This window comes from Streptomyces sp. NPDC001781, from assembly GCF_053596035.1.
The window spans coordinates 1-25,986 of the sequence record NZ_JBSFFI010000032.1 but is presented as its reverse complement, the minus strand read 5'-3'; the positions used below and the strand labels follow the sequence as shown (position 1 = coordinate 25,986).

The window sequence follows — 25,986 nt, the reverse complement described above, 5'->3', positions numbered from 1 at the left end:
GTGCCGTCGGCCCGAGCCGGCCTGATCCGGAAGACAGGCGTGAAGCCCGTGTTTCGGCTCCGCAGTTGTAGCGTGAGCAAAACGAGCACAACAGGTTCTTGCGAGCAAAAGAAGGGGTTGCGCGCACAAGACTGCTGTCGGAGCGGCGCCGCCCCTACCGTCCCGGTGCATGAGCGCAGACACCAGCCCCGCCATCGAGCTGAGGGGCGCGAGCAAGATCTTCAGAACGCCTTCCGGTGATCCGCACACCGCGGTGCGCGGCCTCGATCTCACCGTCGGACGCGGTGAGTTCGTCGCCGTCGTCGGTCCGACGGGCTGTGGCAAGTCCACCACGCTGACGCTGGTCAGCGGGCTGGAGGAGCCTTCTGAGGGCGAGGTGCTGGTGGCCGGGCGGCCGGTCGACGGTGTCGGCGACCGGGTCGGTTTCGTCTTCCAGCAGGACGCCACCTTCCCCTGGCGCACCGTGCTGTCCAACGTGATGGCCGGCCCGCGCTTCCGGGGGGTGCCCAAGGCGGAGGCCAGGCAGAAGGCCCGCGAGTGGCTGGCCCGCGTCGGGCTCGCCGCCTTCGAGGACAGGTACCCGCACCAGCTCTCCGGTGGCCAGCGCAAGAGGGTCGCCCTCGCCGCGACCTTCGTCAACGACCCCGAGATCCTGCTGATGGACGAGCCGTTCTCCGCGCTCGACGTGCAGACGCGGGCCCTGATGTCGGACGAGCTGCTGGAGCTGTGGGAGGGCACCGGCGCCTCCGTCGTCTTCGTCACCCATGACCTGGAGGAGTCGATCGCGCTGGCCGACAAGGTCGTCGTGATGACCGCCGGGCCCGCGACGGTCAAGCAGGTGTTCACCATCGACCTGCCCCGGCCGCGCAAGGTCGAGTCGATCCGGCTGGAGCCGAGGTTCATCGAGATCTACCGCGAGATATGGGAGTCCCTCGGTGAAGAGGTCCGCATCACCCGCGAGCGAGGTGCCGCCGATGTCGCCTGAGACCGCGACCCCGCCGCTCGCCGACCCCGTCGAGCCGAAGGATCCGGCGCCGTCCCGTTCGCGGGCGCAGGCCGCCCGCAGGCGCCGCGTGATCGTGGTGGTGGCCCGCGTACTGCTGCTGGTCGGCGTGCTCGGCCTGTGGGAGGCGCTGTCCCGCGCCCAGGTCATCGATCCGTTCAACTTCTCGATGCCCTCGGAGATCTGGGACCAGATCACCTCCTGGATGCTGCACGGCACCGCGCTCGGCTCCCTGGGCGAACAGATCTGGTACACGCTGTACGAGGCGCTGCTGGGCTGGGTCATCGGCGTGGTGGCCGGTGTCGTCCTCGGCATCGCGCTCGGCCGGATCGCCTTCCTGGCGGACCTGTTCGGCCCCTACATCAAGGTGCTGAACTCCATCCCGAGGATCGTGCTCGCCCCGATCTTCCTCATCTGGTTCGGCCTCGGCCCGGCCTCCAAGGTCGCCTCGGCCGTCGTCCTCGTGTTCTTCCCGGTGTTCTTCAACGCCTTCCAGGGCGCACGCGAGGTCAACCGCGACCTGGTCGCCAACGCGCGCATCCTGGGCGCCAGCGACCGGCAGGTCACCCTCCAGGTGGTCATCCCGTCGGCCACCTCCTGGATCTTCACCAGCCTGCACGTCAGCTTCGGCTTCGCGCTGATCGGTGCCATCGTGGGCGAGTACATCGGTGCCACCCGGGGCATCGGCCTGCTCGTCGCCCAGTCGCAGGGCACCCTCAACTCCGCCGGCGTGTACGCCGCGATGGTGATCCTCGCGGTCGTGGCGCTCCTCGCCGAGGGACTGCTGACCTTCGCCGAACGCCGCGTCTTCCGCTGGAAGTCCTCGGACTCCGGGCACTGAACAGCCTTTTGGCGCACCGAAAACCCCCGCACCCGCACAGTCCCAAGGACGTGACTCGTCATGCGCAAGCGCACCAGAATCGCCTCGCTCACCACCGCCTGCCTGCTCTCCCTCGCCTCGCTCACCGCCTGCGCCAACGAGGTGTCCGGCCACGCCGGTGCCGAGGGCGGCGGCAAGGGCACCAAGGTCAAGATCATGGTCGGTGGTCTCGACAAGGTCATCTACCTGCCCGCCATGCTCACCCAGCGGCTCGGCTACTTCGACGCCGAGGGCCTGAACGTGGAGCTGCTGACCGAGCCCGCCGGGGCCCAGGCGGAGACCGCGCTGGTCTCCGGCCAGGTCGAGGGCGCCGTCGGCTTCTACGACCACACCCTCGACCTCCAGGTGAAGGGCAAGTCGGTCGAGTCCGTCGTGCAGTTCTCGCACGCGCCCGGCGAGGTGGAGGTGGTGTCCGCGAAGAAGACGGGTGACATCCACTCGCCCTCCGACTTCAAGGGCCGCAAGCTCGGGGTCACCGGGCTCGGCTCGTCGACCGACTTCCTCACCAAGTACCTCGCGGTCAAGCACGGCGTCCAGGTGAACCAGTTCAGCCCGGTCGCCGTAGGGGCCGGGCCGACCTTCATCGCGGCGCTCCAGAAGGGCTCCATCGACGCGGGCATGACGACCGACCCGACCGTCGCCACGATCCTGGCCAAGAAGGCCGGCCGCGTCCTCATCGACATGCGGACGCCCGAGGGCTCGCAGGAGGCGCTCGGCGGGCCGTACCCCTCGTCGAGCCTGTACATGAACACGGACTGGGTCGACGGTCACAAGGACACCGTCCAGAAGCTCGTCAACGCGTTCGTCAGGACGCTCGGCTGGATGTCCACCCACAGCGCCGACGAGATCGCGGCCAAGATGCCGTCCGACTACTCCCAGGGCGACGAGAAGACCTACGCGGCCGCCATCAAGAGCACCCTGCCGATGTTCACCAAGGACGGCATCATGCCGGCACAGGGACCGGAGACCGTCGAGAGGGTGCTCAAGGCGTTCAGTCCCAACATCAAGAACGCCGACGTCGACCTCGACAAGACCTACACCACCGAGTTCGCGGAGAAGGCCGCCAAGTAGCCGCCCAGGAGGCGCGGGGTGCTCAACGCCCCCGCGCCTCCTCCGTGCCCGGGGGCACCGGGTCGCCCAGCGCGTCCGGCAGCACCACCGTGAACTCGGCGCCGCCGCCCGCCGCCGCGTCCACCGAGGCCGAGCCGCCCTGGCGTTCGGCCAGGCGCCGCACCAGCGACAGGCCGATGCCGCGCTTGCCGTGCGCGGGTGGCTCCTTGGTGGACCAGCCCTCCGTGAACACCGACTCCCGCTGCTCCTCGGGCACGCCCGGACCGGTGTCCCGTACCCGCAGCACCAGGGTGCGGCCCTCGGGGCGCAACTCGGCCTCCACGCGCGCGTGCGGGGTGCCCGCGACCGCGTCGAGCGCGTTGTCCACCAGGTTGCCCAGCACCGTGACGAGCCCGCGCGGGTCGATCAGCCGGTCGGGCAGCCAGGTCTCCTCCGACAGCCTGAGCGCCACCCCCCGCTCGGCGGCGACGGTCGCCTTGCCCACCAGCAGTGCGGCCAGCAACGGGTCCTCGATCCGCTCCGTGACCTGCTCGGCCGTCACCCGGTGCTCCCCGACCAGTTCCCCGATGAACTGCGCCGCGTCGTCGTACATCTCCAGCTCCAGCAGCCCGAGCAGGGTGTGCATCCGGTTGGCGTGCTCGTGGTCCTGGGCGCGCAGGGCGTCGATCAGGCCGTGCGTGGAGTCGAGTTCGCGGCCCAGGCGCTCCAGTTCGGTGCGGTCGCGCAGGGTGGCCACCGCACCGCCGTCCTCGGTCGGCATCCGGTTGGCCACCAGCACGCGCCGGCCCCGCACGGTCAGCAGGTCGGTGCCGGTCACCCGGCCGGCCAGCACGTCCGTCGTACGGCCCGCGCCGAGCGCCTCGTCCGGGGAGCGCCCGACCGCCTCGTCACCGATGCCGAGCAACCGGCCCGCCTCGTCGTTGAGCAGCCGTATGCGGCCGCTGTGGTCGAGTGCGACCACACCTTCCCGGATGCCGTGCAGCATCGCCTCGCGTTCCGCGAGCAGCGCCGAGATGTCGGAGAAGGCCAGGTCACGGGTCTGCCGGTGCACCCGGCGGGAGATCAGCCAGGCGGCCAGCGCGCCCACCGCCAGCGCGCCCCCGGCGTACGCCAGCAGACCGGGGATCGCGCCGAGCAGCCCGGCGCGCACGCTGTCGTACGCGATGCCCACCGAGACCGCGCCGACGATCCGGTGCCCGGCGTCGTACAACGGCACCTTGCCGCGTGCGGAGCGGCCCAGGGTGCCGCGGTCGATCTCCATGACCTGGCGTCCGGACAGGGCGCGGCTGGGGTCGGTGGAGACGCGGCGGCCGACCTCCCTGGTGGTCGGGTGGGACCAGCGCGTCCCCTGCGCGTCCATCACCACGATGTACTCGGCCTGTGTGGCCCGCCTGATCCGCTCGGCCTCCCGCTGCACCGGCCCGTCGGGGGTGGGCCGGGTGTGCAGGACGCCCTCGGCGATCGCCGGGTCCTGGGCGGTGGTCTGCGCGATGACCAGGGCCCGGCGCATCGCCTCCTGGTCCAGCTGTCCGCTGAGCGGCGCCAGGAAGAGCCCGGTGGCCAGGACCGCGACCCCGGCCGCGATCGTCACCTGGGTGAGCAGGACCTGCGCGAAGGCCCGCCGTGGCAGACCGAGACGGGAACGGCGGACCGGGGGAGTGGGAGGCATGCCGAGACGGTACGCGGGATCGCGCACGCCTCCCAGGGGGATGCCTGGTCAGCCCGCCAGGGCCGCCGTGTGCAGCGCCCGGACGCCGACGACGTCCATCCGCGCCGGGGTACCCAGGACATCCACCCCGCAGCTCTCCGGGCGCGGCGGCAGCGCGGCGGTCTGCTCCACGGTCACCTGCCAGCACCGGCCGTCCGCGTGGCCGACGGTGACCTCCCAGCGGGGTGCGGCGCCCTCGGTGCGGACCAGGTGCAGCGCGTCAGCCGCGTACTCGGCCGTCGCCGCCCGTACGGCCAGTTCGGCTGCCTGGCCGGGACGGTCCCAGGCGGAGCGGCCGCGGCAGTCATCCAGCAGCACCTGCCCGTCCCGGGCGCGGTGCAAGGCCTCCTTGACCGTGTGCGCCTCGGCGCGGGCGTAGGCGTAGCCGTACGGCAGCACGAGTACGGTCGGGGCGAAGCGATGACCGCCCAGATGAGTGACCTCCCAGACGCCGGGCACGTCGGACGCGGTCAGTTCGGCGGCCAGCGGTCGGCCCAGCAGGGCGCAGCAGCGGTCGCGTTTGCCGTTGGTGCACACCAGGGCGAGCGGGTCACCGGTCTGCGGACACCCGGAGAGCACCGAGGCGAAGGAGTGGGGATCGCCCGCGCCCAGGGCCGCGAAGTCCAGGTCGAGGAGGTGCCGCGGATCGCGGGTGGTGGTGCCGTACAGCCACACGTTTCCCGGAACGGTGTGGGCCACGTACACCTGTCGTACCGGCGGGGTGCCGTGGTCGGCGTGCCGGCCGGGACGTCGGATCAGTGCCACGCGTACGCCGGTGTCCTTGGCGGCGGCATCCAGGGCGCGGCCCAGCACGGGGTCCAGGTGGCTCGCGGTCAGCGCTTTCGCGCCCCAGGGGCCCGGCTGTTCCAGCAGCAGCCACGTCGTCGCCGTGGCCGCCGTACCGGAGACGGGCTCGTCGAGGTTCCGGGAGACGGTCGCACACCTACTCACACAGGTGAGCCTAACCTGACTTGGGGGCGGATACGACCCTGCGCCGACGGGGATTCGGCCCCGGCAGGGGGCGGCGCACCCGGACATCCTCCGGCCGGGGGCCCGCCACGCCCGCCGCCGGGCATCCGGCACCGGCTCGGGCACCCGCCGGTGTCCGGAGCCCGCCCCCTCGTGCCGCCGCGGACCGCCGCCCCCTTCGTATCCTGTTCGGACAGTCCGTCCGCCGGGCGCCGCACGCCGGGTGCGGCGCCCGGCGAGAAGCGTGGGAAGGGTGCCACCCGTTGGCGAACAGCCGTAGTGCGCAGATTCCGGTCGTCGTGCTGGCCGGGTTCCTGGGATCCGGGAAGACGACGCTGCTCAACCATCTGCTGCACCGCAGCGGGGGCAGCCGGATCGGGGCCGTCGTCAACGACTTCGGGGCGATCGAGATCGACGCCATGGCCGTCTCCGGTGCGCTGGGGGACTCCACGGTCTCACTCGGCAACGGCTGCCTGTGCTGCGCGGTCGACGCGAGCGAGCTGGACAGCTACCTGTCCCGGCTCGCCGCCCCCGCCACCGGGACCGACGTGATCGTCATCGAGGCCAGCGGGCTCGCCGAGCCGCAGGAGCTGGTGCGGATGGTACTGGCCAGCGAGCAGCCGGAGATCATGTACGGCGGGCTCGTCGAGGTGGTCGACGCCGCCGAGTTCGACGACACCCGCGCCCGGCACCCGGAGATCGACCGGCATCTCGCCCTGGCCGACCTCGTGGTGGTCAACAAGCTCGACCGGGCACCCGACGCCGACCGCGTCCTCGGCCTGGTCCGCGAACTCACCGAGGGCGCCGTGCTCCCCGCCACCCACGGCCGTGTCGACCCCGAGTTCCTCTTCGACTGCCGGCCCGGCGAGGAGCGCGTCGGCCAGCTCTCCTTCGACGACCTGCACAGCCATGGCGGCCCGAGCGGCGGCGGCGCGCACCTGCACGCCGCCTACGACACCGTGTCCTTCACGTCGGACACCCCGATGGACCCCCGCGCCCTGATGCGCTTCCTGGACAGCCGCCCGGAGGGCCTGTACCGCATCAAGGGATACGTGGACTTCGGCGGCCACGACCCCGCCAACCGCTACGCCGTACACGCCGTCGGCCGCTTCCTGCGCTTCGAGCCCGAGCCCTGGCCGCCCGGCGCCGACCGGGTCACCCAGCTCGTCCTGATCGGCACCGGCATCGGCGCCGACGCCCTCGGCAAGGAGCTGGACGTCTGCCGGGGTGCCGCCGACGAGACCGACGAGCAGGCCATGTGGGGCGTGCTCCGCTACGTGCCGGGCTCCGAGGACTAGGGCCTGTCCGGCGGAACACGGCGCGGACGCGGAGCCCCGCACGCCCGTACGCGGCGTTGCCGTCACTCGCCGACGCCCCGCGCCGACTCCCTCCTCCGCCCTGCACCCGGACGCACCGGACCCCGCTCACCGGGATCGACCGGCACCGCCGCTTGCCCGCACCACGATCCGCCGGACAGGCCGCAGTGCCCCGCGTTCGGGTCAGGCCGGGCCCCGCGGGTCCCGGCCTGACCCGAACGAAGCGGCCTAGGCCACCGGCCCGGCCACCACCGACACGGTCTTCGCCAGCGACGTCCCCGATCCGTCGCGGCGCGGGTCCGGCTCCGGCAGTTCCACCGGCAGCCCGGTCCTCTGCGCCGCCCGCGCCGGGGCGGGACCCGCCCAGGCCAGCGCGAGGCAGTCCTCGCCCTTCAGGAACCGCTGGCAGCGCACACCGCCGGTCGCCCGGCCCTTGCGCGGGAACTGGTCGAACGGGGTCAGCTTGGCAGTCGTCTGCACCGAGTCGTCGAGCGTGCCCCGCGAGCCCGCCACAGTGAACACCACCGCGTCGACGGCCGGGTCGACCGCCGTGAACGAGATCACCTTCGCGCCCTCGGTGAGCTTGATGCCCGCCACACCGCCCGCCGGACGGCCCTGCTGGCGCACCTGGGCCGCCTGGTAGCGCAGAAGCTGGGCGTCGTCGGAGATGAACACCAGGTCCTCCTCGCCGGTGCGCAGCTCCACCGCGCCGACGATCCGGTCACCCTCCCGAAGGGTGATGACCTCTAGCTCGTCCTTGTTGGACGGGTAGTCGGGAAGCACCCGCTTGACCACGCCCTGTTCCGTGCCGATCGCCAGTCCCGGTGACGTCTCGTCCAGCGTGGTCAGGCAGACCACGGTCTCGTCGCCCTCCAGGGACACGAACTCCGCCAGCGGCGCCCCTCCCGAGACGTTGGGCGCGCTCGCGGTGTCCGGCAGCTGGGGCAGGTCGACCACGTTGATCCGCAGCAGGCGCCCGCTCGACGTCACGGCGCCGATCTCCCCCCGCGCGGTCGCCGGCACCGAGGAGACGATCACGTCGTGCTTGGCCCGGCCGCCCTCCTGCGGAACCGGCTCGGCGCCGGTCGTACGGGCCAGCAGCGCGGTCGAGGACAGCAGCACCCGGCACGGGTCGTCGGCCACCTGGAGAGGCACGGCCGCCACCTGGGAGGCCGCCGACTCCAGCAGCACCGTACGCCGGTCGGAGCCGAACTTCTTGGCCACGTCCGCCAGTTCGCCCGAGACCAGCTTGCGCAGCTCCGCGTCCGACTCCAGGATGCGGGTCAGCTCCTCGATCTCCTGCTCGAGCCGGTCCTTCTCCGCCTCCAGCTCGATCCGGTCGTACTTGGTGAGGCGGCGCAGCGGCGTGTCGAGGATGTACTGGGTCTGGATGTCGCTCAGGCCGTAGCGCTCCATCAGGCGCTCCTTGGCCTGCGCGGAGTTCTCGCTGGACCGGATCACCCGGATGACCTCGTCGATGTCGACGAGCGCGGTCAGCAGGCCCTCGACCAGGTGCAGCCGGTCACGCCGCTTGGTGCGGCGGAACTCGCTGCGCCGGCGCACGACCTCGAAGCGGTGGTCGAGGTAGACCTCCAGCAGCTCCTTGAGGCCCAGCGTGAGCGGCTGGCCGTCCACCAGCGCCACGTTGTTGATGCCGAAGGACTCCTCCATGGGGGTCAGCTTGTAGAGCTGCTCCAGGATCGCCTCCGGCACGAAGCCGTTCTTGATCTCGATGACCAGACGCAGGCCGTGCTCGCGGTCGGTCAGGTCCTTGACGTCCGCGATGCCCTGGACCTTCTTCGCGTTGACCAGGTCCTTGATCTTCGCGATGACCTTCTCCGGGCCGACCGCGAAGGGCAGTTCGGTGACGACCAGGCCCTTGCGGCGAGCGGTCACCGCCTCGATCGCGACCGTGGCACGCATCTTGAAGGAGCCGCGGCCGCCGGCGTACGCGTCCCGGATGCCGTCGAGGCCGACGATCCGGCCGCCGGTGGGCAGGTCGGGGCCGGGGACGTGACGCATCAGGGCGTCCAGGTCCGCGTTCGGGTGCTTGATCAGGTGGCGGGCGGCCGCGACGACCTCGCGCAGGTTGTGCGGCGGCATGTTCGTCGCCATGCCGACCGCGATGCCGGAGGAGCCGTTGACCAGCAGGTTCGGGAAGGCGGCGGGGAGCGCGACCGGCTCCTGCTCCTGGCCGTCGTAGTTCGGGGCGAAGTCGACCGTGTCCTCGTCGATGGACTCCGTCATCAGGCTCGCCGCGGCGGCCATCCGGCACTCGGTGTACCGCATGGCGGCCGGCGGGTCGTCGTTGCCCAGGGAGCCGAAGTTGCCGTGTCCGTCGACCAGCGGGACGCGCATCGAGAAGGGCTGCGCCATGCGCACCAGCGCGTCGTAGATCGACGAGTCGCCGTGCGGGTGCAGCTTGCCCATGACCTCGCCGACCACGCGGGCGCACTTCACATAGGCGCGCTCGGGGCGCAGGCCCATCTCGTTCATCTGGTAGACGATGCGCCGGTGAACCGGCTTCAGACCGTCACGGGCGTCCGGCAGGGCACGCGAGTAGATGACCGAGTACGCGTATTCGAGGTAGGAGCCGCGCATCTCGTCCACGACGTCGATGTCGAGGATCTTCTCCTCGTACGAGTCGTCGGGCGGCGGGGTCTTGGTGCTGCGGCGGGCCATCGCTGCCGGCTCCTTGCTGAAGGCGTGGGACGGATCGGACGCGGACCATTGTGGACCTGGGCACTGACAACACGGGCCGCGACCCGGTCCGCGCGGGTCCGCCCCCGGTGCTCGGCGGCCCGGCGCTCCACCGCCGTACGCCGGCCGGGAGCACGCTCGCCATGAGCACGCCTGACGCAGGCTAGTCGATCCGCTGTGGGCGTACGTCGGGCGGGAACTCCGCCGGGGCCTCCCACGCTTTGCATACAGTGGCAGGAACGGCAGGAAAACCGCGGTTTCTCTCGACCGCCACCGCTTGCGAAGGGACGTACATGCCCATGGGTCACACGACCACAGCCCAGGCAGGCTCCGGGGGCCTGACAGCGACCGAGCACCGCCTGGCCAACGGTCTGCGCGTGGTGCTCTCCGAGGACCACCTGACCCCGGTCGCGGCGGTCTGCCTCTGGTACGACGTCGGCTCCCGCCACGAGGTCGCCGGCCGCACCGGCCTCGCGCACCTCTTCGAGCACCTCATGTTCCAGGGCTCGGGCCAGGTCAAGGGCAACGGCCACTTCGAGCTGGTCCAGGGCGCAGGCGGCTCGCTCAACGGCACCACCAGCTTCGAACGCACCAACTACTTCGAGACGATGCCCGCCCACCAGCTCGAACTCGCCCTGTGGCTCGAGGCCGACCGGATGGGCTCCCTGCTGGCCGCGCTGGACGACGAGTCGATGGAGAACCAGCGCGACGTCGTCAAGAACGAGCGCCGCCAGCGCTACGACAACGTCCCCTACGGCACCGCCCTCGAGAAGCTGACCGCCATGGTCTACCCCGAGGGCCACCCCTACCACCACACCCCGATCGGCTCCATGGCCGACCTGGACGCGGCCACGCTGGAGGACGCCCGGGCGTTCTTCCGCACCTACTACGCGCCCAACAACGCGGTGCTCTCCGTGGTCGGCGACATCGACCCCGAGCAGACGCTGGCCTGGATCGAGAAGTACTTCGGCTCCATCCCCGGCCACGACGGCAAGCCCGCCCCGCGCGACGGCTCGCTGCCCGAGGTCATCGGGGACGAGCTGCGCGAGGTCGTCGTGGAGGAGGTCCCGGCACGCGCGCTGATGGCCGCCTACCGGCTCCCGGAGGACGGCACGCGCGCGTCCGACGCGGCCGACCTCGCCCTCACCGTCCTCGGCGGCGGCGAGTCCTCCCGTCTCTACAACCGCCTGGTGCGCCGCGACCGTACGGCCGTCGCCGCCGGTTTCGGTCTGCTCCGGCTGGCCGGCGCGCCCTCGCTGGGCTGGCTGGACGTGAAGACCTCCGGCGACGTCGAGGTCCCGGTCATCGAGGCCGCCATCGACGAGGAGCTGGCCCGCTTCGCGCAGCAGGGCCCCACCCCGGAGGAGATGGAGCGCGCCCAGGCCCAGCTGGAGCGCGAGTGGCTGGACCGGCTCGGCACCGTCGCGGGCCGCGCCGACGAACTGTGCCGGTACGCCGTCCTGTTCGGCGACCCGCAGCTCGCCCTGTCCGCCGTCCGGCGCGTTCTCGACATCACCCCCGAGGAGGTCCGCGAGGTCGCGGCGGCCCGCCTCCGCCCGGACAACCGCGCCGTGCTCGTCTACGAGCCGAAGTCCCCGGAGGCGGTCGAGGACACCGGCCTGCCCGACGACCCGGAGCACGAGGCCACCGTAGAGGCCGGCAACGACGACGAGGAGACGGCCAAGTGACCGAGCTCGCCCCCATGGAGTTCCACCCCCAGCCGCAGGCCGGCGAGGCCAGGCCCTGGGCGTTCCCGGCGCCCGAGCGCTCCACGCTGGACAACGGTCTGACCGTGCTGCGCTGCCACCGCCCCGGCCAGCAGGTCGTCGCCGTCGAGGTGCTGCTCGACGCCCCCCTGGACGCCGAGCCGGCCGGTCTCGACGGTGTCGCCACGATCATGGCGCGCGCCTTCTCCGAGGGCACTGACAAGGACTCCGCAGAGGAGTTCGCCGCGGAACTGGAGCGGGCCGGCGCCACGCTGGACGCGCACGCCGACCACCCCGGCGTCCGGCTCAGCCTGGAGGTGCCCGCCTCCCGTCTGGAGAAGGGCCTCACCCTGCTGGCCGACGCCCTGCGCGCCCCGGCCTTCGCGGAGAGCGAGATCGAGCGGCTGGTCCGCAACCGCCTGGACGAGATCCCGCACGAGCTGGCCAGCCCGGCCCGCCGCGCCGCGAAGGAGCTGTCCAAGGAGCTGTTCCCGGCCTCCGCGCGCATGTCCCGGCCGCGCCAGGGCACCGAGCAGACCGTCGCGAAGATCGACGCGGGCGCCGTCCGTGCCTTCTACGACCGCCATGTCCGCCCCGCCACCGCCACCGCGGTGGTCGTCGGCGACCTGGACGGCATCGACCTCGACGCGCTGCTCGCCGAGACCCTGGGAGCCTGGACCGGCACCCCCGGCCAGGCCCGCCCGGTGCCGCCGGTGACCGCCGACGACACCGGCCGCGTGGTCGTCGTGGACCGGCCCGGCGCCGTGCAGACCCAGCTCCTCATCGGCCGGATCGGCTCCGACCGGCACGACCGGGTGTGGCCCGCCCAGGTGCTCGGCACGTACTGCCTCGGCGGCACGCTCACCTCCCGCCTGGACCGCGTCCTGCGCGAGGAGAAGGGCTACACCTACGGCGTGCGCGCCTTCGGCCAGGTGCTGCGCTCCGCCCCGGACGGCACCGGCGCCTCGATGCTCGCCATCAGCGGCTCCGTGGACACGCCGAACACCGGTCCCGCGCTGGCGGACCTGTGGACCGTGCTGCACACGCTGGCCGCCGAGGGCCTGACCGACGCCGAGCGGGACGTGGCCGTGCAGAACCTCGTCGGCGTGGCCCCGCTGAAGTACGAGACGGCCGCGGCCGTCGCCGGCACCCTCGCCGACCAGGTCGAGCAGCACCTGCCGGACGACTTCCAGGCGGAGCTGTACCGCACGCTCGCCGCCACCGGCACCGTGGAGGCCACCGCCGCCGTGGTGAACGCCTTCCCGGCCGACCGGCTGGTCACGGTCCTGGTCGGCGACGCCGCCCGGATCAAGGAGCCCGTCGAGGCGCTCGGCATCGGTGAGGTGAAGGTCGTGTCCGCCGAGTAACGGACCAGGTGGGCGCGTGTGGGCCCTGACGGCGCATGAGCCGTCGGGGCCCACATCCGTGTTCGGAAGTCGTATCGAACGCCGGTCGTCAAATGTCCGGATTGGGGCGGAGGTTACCCCTCTGGAGTGTGGGATGCGCTACAAAAGTCCGGACCCGTTTGAAGATCCGCTCCCGTCCCCTTTAGCTTCTTCCGGGCTGTTCGTCAGGCAGTGCGCCGCGCCCGCGGCACCGGACAGCCATCGCCGAGTCCCCCGCAGGGGGAGCCGGGGACCCACCGCAGTCCCTGGGGTGAATCGGGCGCCCGCGCGCGAGCGAGGGCGGCCGTAGGAGACCTTCCTGCTCCGAACCCGTCAGCTAACCCGGTAGGCGAGAGGGAAGGAAAGGAACAGCCTGCTCATGGCGTTCATGTGCGCCACCGGGAAGCACCGCAAGCCCGGCCGGGTCAAGCGCACCACCGCGACTGCGGCCGGTGTGGCGGCCCTCACCACCGGTGTCGTCGGCACCCTCGCGGCCTCCCCGGCGATCGCCGCGGACAACTCCGTCGAGAACACCGGCCTCACCCCCGTCATCGCCGTCAGCGACACCCTCGCCGACGAGATCGCCGCGCAGGCCACCGCCCAGAAGGCGACCGCCGAGCGCAGGGCCGCCGAGGAGGCCGCCGAGCGCGCCGCCGCCGAGCGGGCCCGCGAGGCCAAGGAGCGCGCCGCCCGCAAGGCCGAGCGCGAGCGTCTCAACTCCTTCGTCATGCCGATCACCGGCTCCTACGTCTCCACCGCCTACCAGTCCTCCAGCTCCCTGTGGTCGTCCGGTTCGCACACCGGCATCGACTTCCACGCCGCCAGCGGCACCACGGTCCACGCGGCCGGGGCGGGCACCGTGGTCTCCACCGGCTGGGGCGGCGCCTACGGCAACGAGATCGTGATCAGGATGGCCGACGGCATGTACACCCAGTACGGCCACCTGTCGTCCATCGGCGTCACCGTCGGCCAGCGCGTCATCCCGGGCCAGCAGATCGCCCTCTCCGGCGCCACCGGCAACGTCACCGGCCCGCATCTGCACTTCGAGGCCCGCACCGGCCCCGACTACGGGTCCGACATCGACCCCGTCGCCTACCTCCGCAAGCACGGCGTGAACGTCTGACCCCCGGTCCCGTGAAAGCCCCGGCCCAACCCGGCCGGGGCTTTTCGCTGAACTTTCCCGCGGACGCTGTCCAAAAACCAGCCATGGATTTCGGTACGCCGTCGGAAATCCTCGCGCATTGCCATAGAGTCACGGGAAAGGCGCTGTGGTCGGCGTTTCACGGGCATTGAGGCGGAGGTGGGTCATGCGTATTCCGGCGCACTCGGTGTGCACGGCGATCCGGGACGACATCGTCGCCGGAACCCACGAGCGCGGCGGCCGGCTCACCGAGGAGGTGCTCGCCCGCCGCTACGGCGTCTCCCGCGTCCCCGTCCGCGAGGCGCTGCGCACGCTGGAGGCCGAGGGCTTCGTGGTCACCCGGCGCCACGCGGGCGCCTGTGTGGCCGAGCCCTCCGAACAGGAGGCCGCCGACCTGCTGGAGATGCGCCTGCTGCTGGAGCCCCTCGGTGCCGCGCGGGCCGCCCAGCGACGCACCGAGGCCCATCTGAAGGTGCTGCGTGGCCTGGTCGGACTGGGCAGGGAGCGGGCGAGGCTCGGCGGCAGCGGCGACCTGCGCGCGCTGGACGGCTGGTTCCACGAGACGCTCGCCCAGGCGTGCGGCAGCCACGCGCTGACCTCGGCGCTCACCCTGCTCCGCCACAAGATCGCGTGGATGTACGTCGAGGAGAGCCCGGCCGGCCCGCCGGAGACCTGGGCGGAGCACGGCGCGATCGTGGACGCCGTGGCACGCGGTGACGGCGAACGCGCGCGGGCGGTCATGGCGCTGCACACCGAGCGCGCGACCCCGGCCCACCGGTTGCGCACCCCCGCCGCCAGCCGGGCCCGGCGCGCGCAACATGCTGTAAACACAGCGGAACTCCGGAATTAACACGGGCGCTGTATACAAGGGGGATATTCGCGTGCCGGGTAATTGTGCTGCCTTGTTCCGGGGTGCCGGCAATTTTTGACGGCACCCCGTTCGGTGCTCCCCCCTGTACGCCGCGCCCGTGAAAGCGAAAAGCCGCGCCGCCCGCTGAAGGGGGCGACGCGGCTTTTCGCCGAGAACGGGGTCAGACCGTCTCGGGCAGCTCGTCCAGACCCTCGGCGACCAGCTTGGCCAGCCGGTCCAGCGCGGCCTCCGCGTCGTCGGCGTCGGAGGCCAGGACGATCTCCTCGCCACCCTGGGCGCCCAGGCCCAGGACGGCCAGCATCGAGCCCGCGTTGACCGGGATGCCGCCGGACTTGGCGATCGTGACCGGGACGCCTGTGGCCGTGGCGGCTCGGACGAAGATGGAAGCGGGGCGGGCGTGGAGGCCCTCGGCCCAGCCGACGTTGACGCGGCGCTCAGCCATGTGATGCTGCCCTTCAGTCTCAGGTTGTCTAGACCAGTTTCCCACACGGGGAACCGTGTCCGGAGCGGCACTTCACCGTTCCGGAACCTCTCCGTACCGGCCGTCGGGCCGCGGCCTCGCTCCGGCTTCCGTGTCCCGCGCACCGCCTCGCGCCGTACGCCCGTGCGAGCCGTACCCTGGGCCCATGCAGACCCCGGCGGACCGGCAGGACCGGCACGATTATCCCGCCCACTGGGAGGCGGACGTGGTGCTGCGCGACGGCGGTACCGCGCGCATCCGGCCCATCACCGCCGACGACGCCGACCGTCTCGTCAGCTTCTACGAGCAGGTGTCCGACGAGTCGAAGTACTACCGCTTCTTCGCGCCGTACCCGCGCCTGTCCGCCAAGGACGTGCACCGCTTCACGCATCACGACTTCGTGGACCGGGTGGGGCTCGCCGCCACCGTCGGAGGCGAGTTCATCGCCACCGTACGCTACGACCGCATCGGCGCCGACGGCATGGCCGCCTCGGCCCCGGCCGACGAGGCCGAGGTCGCCTTCCTGGTGCAGGACGCCCACCAGGGCCGGGGTGTGGCCTCCGCGCTGCTGGAGCACATCGCGGCCGTCGCCCGTGAGCGCGGTATCCGGCGCTTCGCCGCCGAGGTGCTGCCCGCCAACACCAAGATGATCAAGGTGTTCACCGACGCCGGTTACACCCAGAAGCGCAGCTTCGAGGACGGCGTGGTCCGGCTGGAGTTCGGGCTCGAACCGACCGACCGCTCGATGGCCGTGCAGCTCGCGAGGGAGCAGCGCGCCGAGGCCCACTCGGTGCGGCGGCTGCTCGCCCCCGGTTCCGTGGCCGTGATCGGGGTGGGCCGTGCGCCCGGCGGGGTCGGCCGCAGCGTCCTCGGCAACATCCGGGCCGCGGGGTACGCGGGCCCGCTGTACGCGGTCAACAACGCCTTCGCGGAAGACTGTCACGAGATCGACGGGGTGCCCGCCCGCCGCTCGGTCCGGGGGATCGAGGGCCCGGTGGACGTGGCCGTGGTCGCCGTGCCCGCCGACGTGGTGCCCGCGGTGGTCGCCGAGTGCGGTGAACACGGGGTGCAGGGACTCGTCGTGCTGTCCGCCGGGTACGCGGAGAGCGGGCCCGAGGGGCGGGAGCGCCAGCGGGCGCTGGTCCGGCAGGCGCGGGCTTACGGCATGCGGATCATCGGCCCCAACGCCTTCGGCGTCATCAACACCGCCGAGGAGGTACGGCTCAACGCCTCCCTCGCGCCGGAGATGCCCCGGCCCGGCCGTATCGGGATGTTCGCCCAGTCCGGTGCCATCGGCATAGCCCTCCTCTCCCGGTTGCACCGGCGCGGGGGAGGGGTCACCGGGGTCACGGGCGTCTCCACCTTCGTCTCCTCGGGCAACCGCGCGGACGTCTCCGGCAACGACCTCCTCCAGTACTGGTTCGACGACCCCGACACCGATGTCGTCCTCATGTACCTGGAGTCCATCGGCAACCCCCGCAAGTTCACCCGGCTCGCCCGGCGCACCGCCGCCGCCAAGCCGCTCGTCGTGGTGCAGGGCGCGGGATCCGCGCCGCAGGGGCACGCCGTACAGGCCACCCGGCTCCCGCACGCCACCGTGTCCGCGCTGCTGCGGCAGGCCGGGGTGATCCGGGTCGACACCATCACCGAACTGGTCGACGCCGGGCTGCTGCTGGCCCGCCAGCCGCTGCCCGCCGGGCCGCGCGTCACCATCCTCGGCAACTCCGAGTCCCTCGGCGTCCTCACCTACGACCGCTGCCTCGCGGAGGGGCTGCGGCCCTCCCGCCCGCTGGACCTGACCACCGGCGCCACCGCCGCCGACTTCCACCGGGCGCTCGCCCACGCCCTCGCGGACGACACCTGCGACGCCGTCGTGGTCACCGCCATCCCCGCCATCGGTGAGGGCTCGCCGGACGACGCCGAACTGGCGGAGGCGCTGCGCTCGGCCGCCGCCGCGGTGCCGGGCAAGCCGGTGCTGGTCGTGCACGTCGAGCTGGGCGGGCTGGCGGAGGCGCTGTCCGCCGCCACCAGCACCGCCCCGAAGGCGGGCGCGCCCGTACTGCCTCCCTTGCCGGTGCCGGACGGCGCCGCCCGGCAGGACGGGCCCCGGCTGATCCCGGCCTACCCCGCCGCCGAACGCGCGGTCCGCGCGCTGGCCGAGGCCGTCCGGTACGGGCAGTGGCGCCGGGAGGCCGCCGACCCCGGCAAGGTGCCGGAGTACGACGACATCGACGAGCGCAAGGCCGCCGAGATCATCGCCGGGCTGCTGGAACGCGGCGAGGGGTTCGCCGTCGGCCCCGAGGACACCCGTGAGCTGCTCGCCACCTACGGCATCCACGTCCGGCCGGCGCTGCCCGCGCCCACCCCGGACGCCGCCGCGTCCGCCGCCCGCTGTCTCGGTTACCCGGTCGTCCTCAAGGCCACCGCGCCCCACCTGCGGCACCGCGCCGACCTGGGCGGGGTCCGGCTCGATCTCGCGGACGAGGAGCAACTACGGCGTGCGTACGGCGAGTTGACCGAACTGTTCGGCCCGCCCGAGCAACTGCGGCCGGTGGTGCAGGCCATGGCTCCGCGGGGCGTGGACACCGTCGTGCGGGCGGTCATCGACCCGGCGGCCGGTGCGGTGCTGTCCTTCGGCCTGGCCGGGGCGGCCTCGCAGCTCCTGGACGACATGGCGCACCGCATCGTCCCCGTCACCGACCGGGACGCCACCTCCCTGATCCGCTCCATCCGCACCGCCCCCCTCCTCTTCGGGTGGCGCGGCTCCACCCCCGTCGACACCCCGGCCCTGGAACAACTCCTCCTGAGGGTCTCCCGCCTGGTCGACGACCACCCCGAGGTGGTCGCCGTCACCCTGGAGCCCGTAGTGGTGGCCCAGCGGGGCATCACCGTCCTCGACGCCACCATCCGCCTGGCCCCCCCGCCGGCCCGCAACGACCTGGGGCCGCGCACCTTGCCGGCGTACTGAGGGGGGGGAGCCCGACGGAGATCGCCGGCCGGGCGCCGCCCGGGGGGAGCCGGTGGGACCGGGAGGTGCTCGGTGGGACGCCGGGCGGTTCCGGCTCGCCGCCGGGCACGACCTCACCCACCACCAGGGCCTGGAGGCGCACTTCCTCCCCGGCCCTGGTGTCCTGTCCGTTCGCCTTCCAGGACCCCGTCTTCCGTCCCGCCCACGCCCGAGGAGCGGGCCCGGGCGGTGCGGTCCCCCGGCGAGGAGCCGCCGGTGATCGTGGCCTTCGAGGCCGACGGCGGCGGCGGACCGGTCTCCTGCCTCGTCGCGGCCGGCGGCGTCGAGATACGGCCGGGACTGGTCCGGCGGGAGGTGCCGGGTCGTCCCGACTGGCCCGGAGTGCACCTGGTCACGGATTAGGATGGACCCCATGGCCAAGACCAGTACGACGACCCAGGGGCTCCGCGCGGCGATCGAGCGCAGCGGCTACTACCCGGCCCTCGTGGCCGAGGCGGTGGAGGCCGCCGTCGGCGGCGAGGCCGTCCGGTCGTACCTGGTCCACCAGGAGACCACGTTCGACCAGAACGAGGTCCGCCGCCACGTCACCGTCCTCGTCCTGACCGCCAACCGCTTCATCGTCAGCCACACCGACGAGCAGGCCGCCGACGGCACCTCCCCGACGCCGTACGCCACCACGTCCACCGAGTCCGTGAAGATCGGCCGCATCTCCTCGGTCGTGGTCAGCCGGGTCGTGGCCAACCCCGAGCAGTACACGCCGGGCACCCTGCCCCGCGAGGTCGTCCTCACCATCGGCTGGGGCGCGGTCAGCCGACTCGACCTGGAACCCGCCGCCTGCGGCGACCAGAACTGCGAGGCCGACCACGGCTACACCGGCAGCTCCACCGCCGACGACCTCAGCCTGCGGGTGAGCGAGGCCGGGGACGGCCCGGAGACCGTGCGCCAGGCGCTCGCCTTCGCGCAGTCCATCTCCGAGGCGACCGCGGACGTCACCCGCTGATGTCCCAGCCCGCTGCCTGGGACGCCCTGGAACCCCTCGCCCTGTCCTCCGCTCCGCTGCCCGAGTACGGCCACGGCTCCCTCGCCGACCTGCTGCCCACCCTCGCGGCCGGCCTGGGCGTTCCCGGTCTGACCCCGGCCATCACCGAGCTGACCCCCGCCGACCGGGTCTGCGTCTTCCTCGTCGACGGCCTCGGCTGGGAACTGCTGCGCGCCCACCCCGACGAGGCGCCGTTCCTGAACTCCCTGCTCGGCAGCTCGCGCGGCGGCACCGGCCGCCCCCTCACCGCCGGATACCCGGCGACCACCGCGACCTCGCTGGGCTCCGTCGGCACCGGCCTGCCGCCCGGCGCGCACGGCCTGCCCGGCTACACCGTGCGCGACCCAGACACCGGCCAGTTGATGAACCAGCTCCGGTGGCAGCCCTGGACCCCGCCGCACGCCTGGCAGCCGTACCCGACCGTGTTCGAGCTGGCCGACCGTGCCGGGGTGCACGCCGCCCAGGTGTCCTCGCCCCACTTCCAGAACACCCCGCTGACCAAGGTCGCGCTCAGCGGCGGCACCTTCGTCGGCAGCCTCGCCGCCGAGGAGCGCATGGACCTCGCGGCCGAGCAGCTCGCCGCCGGGGACCGCTCGCTGGTCTACACGTACTACGCCGAACTCGACGGTGCCGGCCACCGCTACGGCATCGGCTCCGACACCTGGCGCGGCCAGCTCATGTACGTCGACCGGCTCGCCCAGCGCCTGGCCGGACAGCTCCCTCCGCGCAGCGCGCTCTACGTCACCGCCGACCACGGCATGCTCGACATCCCCTTCGACGAGGAGCACCGCATCGACTTCGACGAGGACTGGGAGCTGCGCGCCGGCGTCTCCCTCCTCGGCGGCGAGGGCCGAGCCCGGCACGTGTACGCGGTGCCCGGCGCGGCCAACGACGTACTGACCTGCTGGCGCGAGGTCCTCGGCGACCGCTTCTGGATCGCCTCCCGCGACGAGGCGGTCCAGGCCGGCTGGTTCGGCCCGCACGTCGACGAGCGGGTGTACCCGAGGATCGGCGACGTGGTCGCCGCCGCGTACGACGACGTGCTGATCACCGCCTCCGAGCGGGAGCCCAAGGAGTCGCTGATGGTCGGCAACCACGGCTCGATGACCCCGGCCGAGCAGCTCGTCCCCCTCCTCGAAGTCCGTTCCTGACCCCGACCCTCAACTCGCCGAAAGGTGCTCAACCCCTCATGTCCGAGCTGGTGTTCTTCTCCGGAACGATGGACTGCGGGAAGTCGACCCTGGCTCTGCAGATCGAGCACAACCGCTCGGCGCGAGGACTCCAGGGCCTGATCTTCACGCGGGACGACCGTGCCGGCGAGGGCAAGCTGTCCTCCCGCCTCGGCCTGGTCACGGACGCGGTGGAGGCGATGCCGGGCATGGACCTGTACGGCCATGTCGTCGCCTTGATGTCGCGCGGCGGCAAGGTGGACTACGTGATCGTGGACGAGGCCCAGTTCCTCGGCCCGGAGCAGATCGACCAGCTCGCCCGCGTCGTGGACGACCTGGACCTCGACGTCTTCGCCTTCGGTATCACCACCGACTTCCGCACCAAGCTCTTCCCCGGCTCCCAGCGCCTGATCGAACTCGCGGACCGGATAGAGACGCTCCAGGTGGAGGCGATGTGCTGGTGCGGCGCCCGCGCCACGCACAACGCCCGCACGGTCGGCGGCGAGATGGTCGTGGAGGGTGAGCAGGTGGTGGTCGGCGACGTCAACCGCCCCGCCACGGCCATCGGTTACGAGGTCCTGTGCCGCCGCCACCACCGCCGCCGGATGACCGCCGCCGGGGCCCAGGCCGGCGCCCTCTCCCCGGACGTCCTGCCGGTGACCTCGGGCTGACGGCCGCTCGCCCGGACCAGCGGCGCCGCCCGCCCGCATGTCCCGCGGTGGCCGTCACCTCTCCCAGGTGCGGCCGCGGGGCATTCCCGAGGCCGCCCCGTTGAGGGCACCGGCCGCGGGAGGAGGCGGTGTGCGGACCGCGCCCTTCGGTGCAGTCGTGCTCCGCGGGCGGTCTCCCGTGGCCTCAGCGGGCCTGGGTGACGCCCGTCCGGCGCCCGGTGATCGCGGCCAGCGCCGACGCCGGCAGGAACGCCACCGCCGCGATCACCGCTGACGTGTGCAGCCCGCCGGTCATGCCGCCCGTCGAGCCGAGGAGCGTGCCGAAGAGGGCGACACCCAGGGCGCAGCCCACCTGCCGGGAGACGTTGAACACCGCCGACGCCACCCCGGCCTTCTCCGCGGGGCTCGCCTCCATGATCGCGACGGTGGCGGCGACGACGGTGACGGGCGTCGCCAGGCCGGTGGCCATGAGCGCGAAGAGCAGTACGGGGTACGGCGTGTCGGGACCGGCCGCCAGCCAGCCCAGGAAGCCGGCGCTGCCGAGCAGCAGCGCGCCGGCCATGGGCGGGTAGGGGCCGCCGCGGGCGGTCAGACGGCTCGACAGCGGCGCCGCGAGGAAGCCCATGCAGACCGACGGCAGCAGGGCGAATCCCGTTGCCAGCGGGCTGAGGTGACGTTCCTGCTGGAAGTACAGAGTGGCGACGAAGAGCAGTCCGTAGTAGCCGAAGCTGAGCACCAAGCCGATGACGTTCGTCGCGGTGAGCCGGATCTCGCGGAAGAGCGACAGCGGAAGCAGCGGCCGCCTGCCCTCCGGTCGCAGGGCGGCAGCCCTCTCCAGGCGCAGTTCGAGGGCGACGAAAGCGGCCAGGGCCACGGCGCCCCCCGCGAAAAGCGTCAGCACCTCCGGCGAGGACCACCCCGCGGTGCCCGCCTCGTTGAGGCCGCCGGCCACCCCGAGCAGCCCGGCCACGCCGAGCAGCAGACCGGCCGGGTCCATCCGGCCGGGCCGGGCCCGCTCGGTGGGGGCGGGAACGTGACGCAGAGTCAGCAGCACCGCCACCGCGGCCACGGGCAGGTTGACCCAGAACACCGAGCGCCAGCCGAAGCCCGATACCAGCAGGCCGCCGACCGCGGGTCCGGCTCCGAAGGCCACCGCCGAGACGAGTCCCCAGCGGCCGACCGCCCGGGCACGCTGGGCCCGGTCCGGATAGGCGGCCTGCAGCAGGGCGAAGGAAGCGGGAACCAGGAGCGCGGCTCCGGCGCCCTGAGCCGGCCGTGCCGCGATGAGGACCTGTGCCGAGGGCGCCACCCCGCAGCCCACCGAGGCGGCCGCGAAGACTCCCAGGCCCGCGAGAAAGAGGGTGCGGTGCCCGAAGCGGTCACCGAGTCCACCGCCGAGCAGCAGCAGACCGGCGAAGAAGGCGCTGTAGCCGTCGACGATCCACTGCATGTCGGACGGACCTGCGTGCAGCGAGCCCTGGATGGAGGGCACGGCCACGTTCACGACCGTGACGTCCAGCATCACCAGGAAGTAGCCGAGGCTCAGCGCGATGAGCGGCGCCGGCGAGGGGAGCGGCCCGACCGGGGGCGGGGCGGCGGCGACGGCCGCCTGCGCGGACGAGACGGAGGGCTCGGTGGAGGGCATGTGGTCCAGTCTCGGGCCGCGAAACTTCGTCACCCGTCGAAGTGTCACCGGACCAAGGGCCGGCCCGTGATCCCCGGTTCAGCAGCGCGCGGCGCAGGGATGCGGTGCGTCGCAAGGCGGAGGGTCGTCCTCGTGCTGGGCGTACGCGGACGATCCGGCAACGCGGCGAGGCGCCGTAGCCGCCGCCGCGCGCACGCCGGGGATCGCGGGACAGCCCTTAGGCTCGCCGTATGGCCAGGACGACTACCGGTCGGAACCGGGACCGAGTGCACCACCAGCCCGACATCGCCCGTGCCGCCGCGCTGATCGCCGATCCCTCCCGCGCACGGATGCTGAAGGCGCTCGGCGACGGCCGCGCGCTGCCCGCCGGTCTGCTGGCCGCCGAGGCGGGCGTGAGCGCCGCGACGGCCAGTGCCCACCTGGGCAAACTCGTGGCGGCGCGCATGGTCACGATGGAGAGCGCGGGCCGGTGCCGCTACTACCGCCTGGCCGGCCCCGACATCAGCCTCGCCCTGGAGGCGCTGGCCGTCATCGCGCCGCCCCTGCCGGTCACCTCCCTGCGGGAGAGCAGCACCGCCGGTGCCCTGCGCCGCTCCCGCACGTGTTACGACCATCTCGCCGGACGGCTGGGCGTGGGCCTGCTGGAGTCCCTGCTCGCGGGCGGCCTTCTGACCGGGCACGACGGCACCCACCGGCCCGGCGAGGCGGTGCGGGACGGCGCGACCGGATACGGACACGACGTCGACTACCGGCTCACCGAGACCGGCCGGCGGACGCTGGTCCGGTTCGGCCTCGACCTGACCCGGCTGCCGGCCCGCCGCCCCCTGATCCGCTACTGCGTGGACTGGAGCGAGCAGCGCCACCATCTCGCCGGGGCGGTGGGCGCGGCCCTGACCGCCCGGCTCTTCGAGCTGCGCTGGCTGCGCCACGGCTCGAGCCCCCGGGTCGTCCATGTGACCGAGGCCGGCGCCGAGGGCCTGGCCGCAACCTTCGGGCTGCGTCCGGCGGACTGACCGCCCGGCCCCGTCGCCACCTCGGCCGACCGGTAGACGCCTGCGGAGGGGTGGACCCCCTCGGTTCCTCCGGCGAGCGATGACGAGCCGCCCGCCTCCGACGGGCCCGGCTCCGGCTCATCGGCAGAAGTAGGAGGAGATCACCGGCGTGCACGCGGTTCTGGCGGACCTCGCGCCGTTCCCGCCGCTCGTCCCGGCGGGCGATGCGACCATCTGCGCGTGCGTCAGGCGGGTGCCTGGAGCACCGCGAAGACCGCTCCTTGCGGGTCCGTCACCGTCGCCGACCGGCCGGCCGCGGTGTCCCGGACCGCTTCCCGTACCAGGCCGCCGAGCGCCGGCACCCGGGCGAGTGCCCGGTCCACGTCCGCGACCCGGAAGTAGGTGAGCCAGTGGGCGCCCCGGTCGCGGAGCGCCGCGCGTCCCGCGCCGCGCAGCGCGACCGCCGGCCGCCCGGCGCTGTGCAGGGTCACCCGGTCGACGCCGTCCGCCCCCGGCTCCCGCTCGAAGCCGCACACCGCCTCGTAGAACTTGACGACGCGTCCGGTCTCGTAGGTGATCAGCTCGGTCCATACCGGCAGCCCGTGTCCGTCCTCACCCGGCGCCGCGGACGGGCCCGCGAACTCGCCGAGACCGAACACCGCACCCGCCGGGTCGGCGGCCACGACCGTGCGGCCCTCCCCGGCGCAGTCGAGCGGTCCGACGGCCACCGTGCCACCGTGGAGCCGTACCTGATGCGCTGTCAGGTCGATGTCGGACGAGGTGAAGAACGGTGTCCAGGCGGCCGGGAACTGGCGGTCCGGAGGTGACTGGCCGATGCCCGCCACCTCCTGGCCGTCCAGCAGGGCTCGCGCGCGACGCCCGGATCCGGGCCCGAACTCCCAGCCGAAGAGCGCGCCGTAGAACTCCTCGGCGGCGGCCGGCCGGTGTGTCAGCAGGCTCACCCGCCAGGGTGCGCCGGGCGCCCGCGTCGCCCGGGGGATCGCCGCCTGCCGTACCTGAGTCATCCGCCACTCTCCCTCCGGTCCCTCTTGGGGGCCGTGTCGCATCCGCTCCCCGCGGCCCCGTGCCGCCACCGGTACGTGGCGGCGCGCGGTCCGGGCGGAAGGTCCGGACGGCCGCCGTCCGCCCTCCGGGCGATGACCGGCGTGTGCCGCCGGACGCACACTGTGTGCCCGACACCGTACGCCGTGTGACCGGCGCTGTCCGGCCGAGCCGGGTAGTGGCAGCCGGGCGTGGCGGCCACCCCGTGCGCGAGGATGGCGCCATGACAGTCATCATCACCGCCGCCGAACTGGCCCGGGACATGGCCGGGCCCACCCCGCCGACACTGCTCGACGTGCGCTGGCGGCTGAGCGCGCCGGACGCTCCCGCCTTCGACGCCCGCGCGGCCTACGAGTCCGGACACCTCCCCGGCGCGGTCTTCGTCGATCTGGACCGGGAACTGGCCGCGCCCCCCGGACCGAGCGGTCGGCATCCCCTGCCGGACATCGCCGAGTTCGGCGCAGCCATGCGCCGCGCGGGTGTCTCCGCCGGCACCCCGGTCGTCGTGTACGACGGCGGCCAGGGCTGGGCGGCCGCCCGCGCCTGGTGGCTGCTGCGCGCGACGGGGCACCCGAACGTGAGGGTGCTCGACGGCGGATTGACGGCGTGGGAGGGCCCGCAGGCCACGGACGTGCCCACCCCGGTCCAGGGCGACTTCGAGCCCCTGCCGGAGCCGGCCGGCGTCCTCGACGCGGACGGCGCGGCCCGGCTCGCGGACTCCGGTGTGCTGCTCGACGCCCGCGCGGGAGAGCGGTACCGGGGTGAGGTGGAGCCCATCGACCGGGTCGGCGGCCACATTCCGGGCGCGCTGTCGGCCCCCACCATGGAGAACGCCGGCCCCGACGGCCGCTTCCTCCCCGCCGCCGACCTGCGCGACCGCTTCAAGGCCATCGGCGTCTCCGGTGACGCCCCGGTCGGCGTCTACTGCGGCTCCGGCGTCTCCGCCGCCCACGAGGTCCTGGCCCTGGCCATCGCGGACATCCCCGCCGCGCTGTACGTCGGTTCGTGGTCGGAGTGGTCCGGCGACCCGACCCGCCCGGTCGCGCTGGGGCCGGACCCGCGCTAAGGGCTGTCCCGTAATCCACGGTGGATCAGCGCGCGGCGTCGGATGCGGTGCATCGCAAGGCGGAGGGTCGTCCGCATACTGGGCGTATGTGGACGATCCGACAACGCTGCGAGGTGCCGTAGCTGTCGTCGCGCGCCCGCCGGGGATTGCGGGACAGCCCTTAG

General features: G+C 73.0%; 21 protein-coding genes and 1 riboswitch. Of the genes, 15 read left to right on the top strand and 6 right to left on the bottom strand.

What is annotated here, in order from left to right; genetic code table 11:
- Nucleotides 1-169 precede the first annotated feature (169 nt).
- From ACWCV3_RS24530 to ACWCV3_RS24520, 3 genes are read left to right on the top strand one after another with little or no spacing between them, the layout of a single operon-like run.
- A complete protein-coding gene (locus ACWCV3_RS24530) occupies nt 170-985 on the top strand; it encodes an ABC transporter ATP-binding protein (RefSeq protein WP_451228001.1) in 816 nt (271 codons plus the stop codon).
- Nucleotides 975-1,844 carry an ABC transporter permease gene (locus tag ACWCV3_RS24525; RefSeq protein ID WP_451227998.1) on the top strand — a complete coding sequence of 290 codons (870 nt, stop codon included), beginning with the start codon at nt 975-977 and terminating at the stop codon, nt 1,842-1,844. Before ACWCV3_RS24530 ends, ACWCV3_RS24525 begins: the two co-directional genes overlap by 11 nt.
- A 60-nt stretch (nt 1,845-1,904) precedes the next feature.
- Nucleotides 1,905-2,954 (top strand): ABC transporter substrate-binding protein, encoded by a 1,050-nt coding sequence (locus ACWCV3_RS24520; protein ID WP_451227995.1) that lies wholly within the window; start codon nt 1,905-1,907, stop codon nt 2,952-2,954.
- A 22-nt stretch (nt 2,955-2,976) separates the two neighbouring features.
- On the opposite strand, the gene ACWCV3_RS24515 is transcribed toward ACWCV3_RS24520, so the two are convergent.
- Together ACWCV3_RS24515 and ACWCV3_RS24510 are read right to left on the bottom strand one after the other, a co-directional pair.
- Nucleotides 2,977-4,623 (bottom strand): sensor histidine kinase, encoded by a 1,647-nt coding sequence (locus tag ACWCV3_RS24515; RefSeq protein ID WP_451227992.1) that lies wholly within the window; start codon nt 4,621-4,623, stop codon nt 2,977-2,979.
- Between the two features lie 48 nt (nt 4,624-4,671).
- Nucleotides 4,672-5,613, bottom strand: coding sequence for a sucrase ferredoxin (locus ACWCV3_RS24510; RefSeq protein ID WP_451227989.1), 942 nt, complete (start codon nt 5,611-5,613; stop codon nt 4,672-4,674).
- A gap of 281 nt (nt 5,614-5,894) precedes the next feature.
- Here ACWCV3_RS24510 and ACWCV3_RS24505 point away from each other — a divergent pair, with 281 nt between their 5' ends.
- The gene (locus tag ACWCV3_RS24505) at nt 5,895-6,929 is read left to right on the top strand and encodes a CobW family GTP-binding protein (protein ID WP_451227986.1); all 1,035 of its coding nucleotides are present in this window, start codon (nt 5,895-5,897) and stop codon (nt 6,927-6,929) included.
- A 246-nt stretch (nt 6,930-7,175) separates the two neighbouring features.
- Here ACWCV3_RS24505 and ACWCV3_RS24500 read toward each other — a convergent pair whose 3' ends face one another.
- The gene (locus ACWCV3_RS24500; RefSeq protein WP_451227983.1) at nt 7,176-9,629 is read right to left on the bottom strand and encodes a DNA gyrase/topoisomerase IV subunit A; all 2,454 of its coding nucleotides are present in this window, start codon (nt 9,627-9,629) and stop codon (nt 7,176-7,178) included.
- 311 nt (nt 9,630-9,940) lie between these two features.
- Here ACWCV3_RS24500 and ACWCV3_RS24495 point away from each other — a divergent pair, with 311 nt between their 5' ends.
- The 4 genes from ACWCV3_RS24495 (at nt 9,941) to ACWCV3_RS24480 (ending at nt 14,729) form a co-directional block, all read left to right on the top strand.
- Entirely contained in the window at nt 9,941-11,335 is a 1,395-nt protein-coding gene (locus ACWCV3_RS24495; protein WP_451227980.1) for a M16 family metallopeptidase, read from the top strand.
- Entirely contained in the window at nt 11,332-12,720 is a 1,389-nt protein-coding gene (locus tag ACWCV3_RS24490) for a M16 family metallopeptidase (RefSeq protein ID WP_451227977.1), read from the top strand. Before ACWCV3_RS24495 ends, ACWCV3_RS24490 begins: the two co-directional genes overlap by 4 nt.
- A gap of 231 nt (nt 12,721-12,951) precedes the next feature.
- A riboswitch (cyclic di-AMP (ydaO/yuaA leader) is annotated at nt 12,952-13,105 on the top strand.
- A gap of 12 nt (nt 13,106-13,117) precedes the next feature.
- Nucleotides 13,118-13,861, top strand: coding sequence for a M23 family metallopeptidase (locus tag ACWCV3_RS24485; protein WP_451227974.1), 744 nt, complete (start codon nt 13,118-13,120; stop codon nt 13,859-13,861).
- Nucleotides 13,862-14,045: 184 nt separating this feature from the next.
- Nucleotides 14,046-14,729 carry a GntR family transcriptional regulator gene (locus tag ACWCV3_RS24480; protein WP_451227971.1) on the top strand — a complete coding sequence of 228 codons (684 nt, stop codon included), beginning with the start codon at nt 14,046-14,048 and terminating at the stop codon, nt 14,727-14,729.
- A 181-nt stretch (nt 14,730-14,910) separates the two neighbouring features.
- Here ACWCV3_RS24480 and ACWCV3_RS24475 read toward each other — a convergent pair whose 3' ends face one another.
- On the bottom strand, nt 14,911-15,192 hold the full coding sequence (locus ACWCV3_RS24475; protein ID WP_451227968.1) for an HPr family phosphocarrier protein: 282 nt from the start codon (nt 15,190-15,192) through the stop codon (nt 14,911-14,913).
- A 184-nt stretch (nt 15,193-15,376) separates the two neighbouring features.
- On the opposite strand from ACWCV3_RS24475, the gene ACWCV3_RS24470 reads away from it, so the two are divergent.
- The 5 genes from ACWCV3_RS24470 (at nt 15,377) to ACWCV3_RS24450 (ending at nt 21,057) form a co-directional block, all read left to right on the top strand.
- Nucleotides 15,377-18,178: a bifunctional acetate--CoA ligase family protein/GNAT family N-acetyltransferase gene (locus tag ACWCV3_RS24470; RefSeq protein WP_451227965.1), complete on the top strand. Its 2,802-nt coding sequence runs from the start codon at nt 15,377-15,379 to the stop codon at nt 18,176-18,178.
- 228 nt (nt 18,179-18,406) lie between these two features.
- Nucleotides 18,407-18,580 (top strand): hypothetical protein, encoded by a 174-nt coding sequence (locus ACWCV3_RS24465; RefSeq protein WP_451227962.1) that lies wholly within the window; start codon nt 18,407-18,409, stop codon nt 18,578-18,580.
- A 1-nt stretch (nt 18,581) separates the two neighbouring features.
- Complete coding sequence (locus ACWCV3_RS24460; protein ID WP_451227959.1) at nt 18,582-19,178, top strand: DUF5998 family protein; 597 nt, start codon at nt 18,582-18,584, stop codon at nt 19,176-19,178.
- Nucleotides 19,178-20,368 (top strand): alkaline phosphatase family protein, encoded by a 1,191-nt coding sequence (locus ACWCV3_RS24455; protein ID WP_451227956.1) that lies wholly within the window; start codon nt 19,178-19,180, stop codon nt 20,366-20,368. Before ACWCV3_RS24460 ends, ACWCV3_RS24455 begins: the two co-directional genes overlap by 1 nt.
- 38 nt (nt 20,369-20,406) lie before the next feature.
- Complete coding sequence (locus tag ACWCV3_RS24450; RefSeq protein ID WP_399571610.1) at nt 20,407-21,057, top strand: thymidine kinase; 651 nt, start codon at nt 20,407-20,409, stop codon at nt 21,055-21,057.
- 184 nt (nt 21,058-21,241) lie between these two features.
- Here ACWCV3_RS24450 and ACWCV3_RS24445 read toward each other — a convergent pair whose 3' ends face one another.
- Nucleotides 21,242-22,702 (bottom strand): MFS transporter, encoded by a 1,461-nt coding sequence (locus ACWCV3_RS24445; RefSeq protein ID WP_451227952.1) that lies wholly within the window; start codon nt 22,700-22,702, stop codon nt 21,242-21,244.
- Between the two features lie 230 nt (nt 22,703-22,932).
- Here ACWCV3_RS24445 and ACWCV3_RS24440 point away from each other — a divergent pair, with 230 nt between their 5' ends.
- On the top strand, nt 22,933-23,715 hold the full coding sequence (locus tag ACWCV3_RS24440; RefSeq protein WP_451227949.1) for an ArsR/SmtB family transcription factor: 783 nt from the start codon (nt 22,933-22,935) through the stop codon (nt 23,713-23,715).
- Nucleotides 23,716-23,939: 224 nt separating this feature from the next.
- On the opposite strand, the gene ACWCV3_RS24435 is transcribed toward ACWCV3_RS24440, so the two are convergent.
- Entirely contained in the window at nt 23,940-24,719 is a 780-nt protein-coding gene (locus ACWCV3_RS24435; RefSeq protein WP_451227946.1) for a VOC family protein, read from the bottom strand.
- Between the two features lie 260 nt (nt 24,720-24,979).
- On the opposite strand from ACWCV3_RS24435, the gene ACWCV3_RS24430 reads away from it, so the two are divergent.
- The gene (locus ACWCV3_RS24430; protein WP_451227943.1) at nt 24,980-25,822 is read left to right on the top strand and encodes a sulfurtransferase; all 843 of its coding nucleotides are present in this window, start codon (nt 24,980-24,982) and stop codon (nt 25,820-25,822) included.
- Nucleotides 25,823-25,986: the final 164 nt, after the last annotated feature.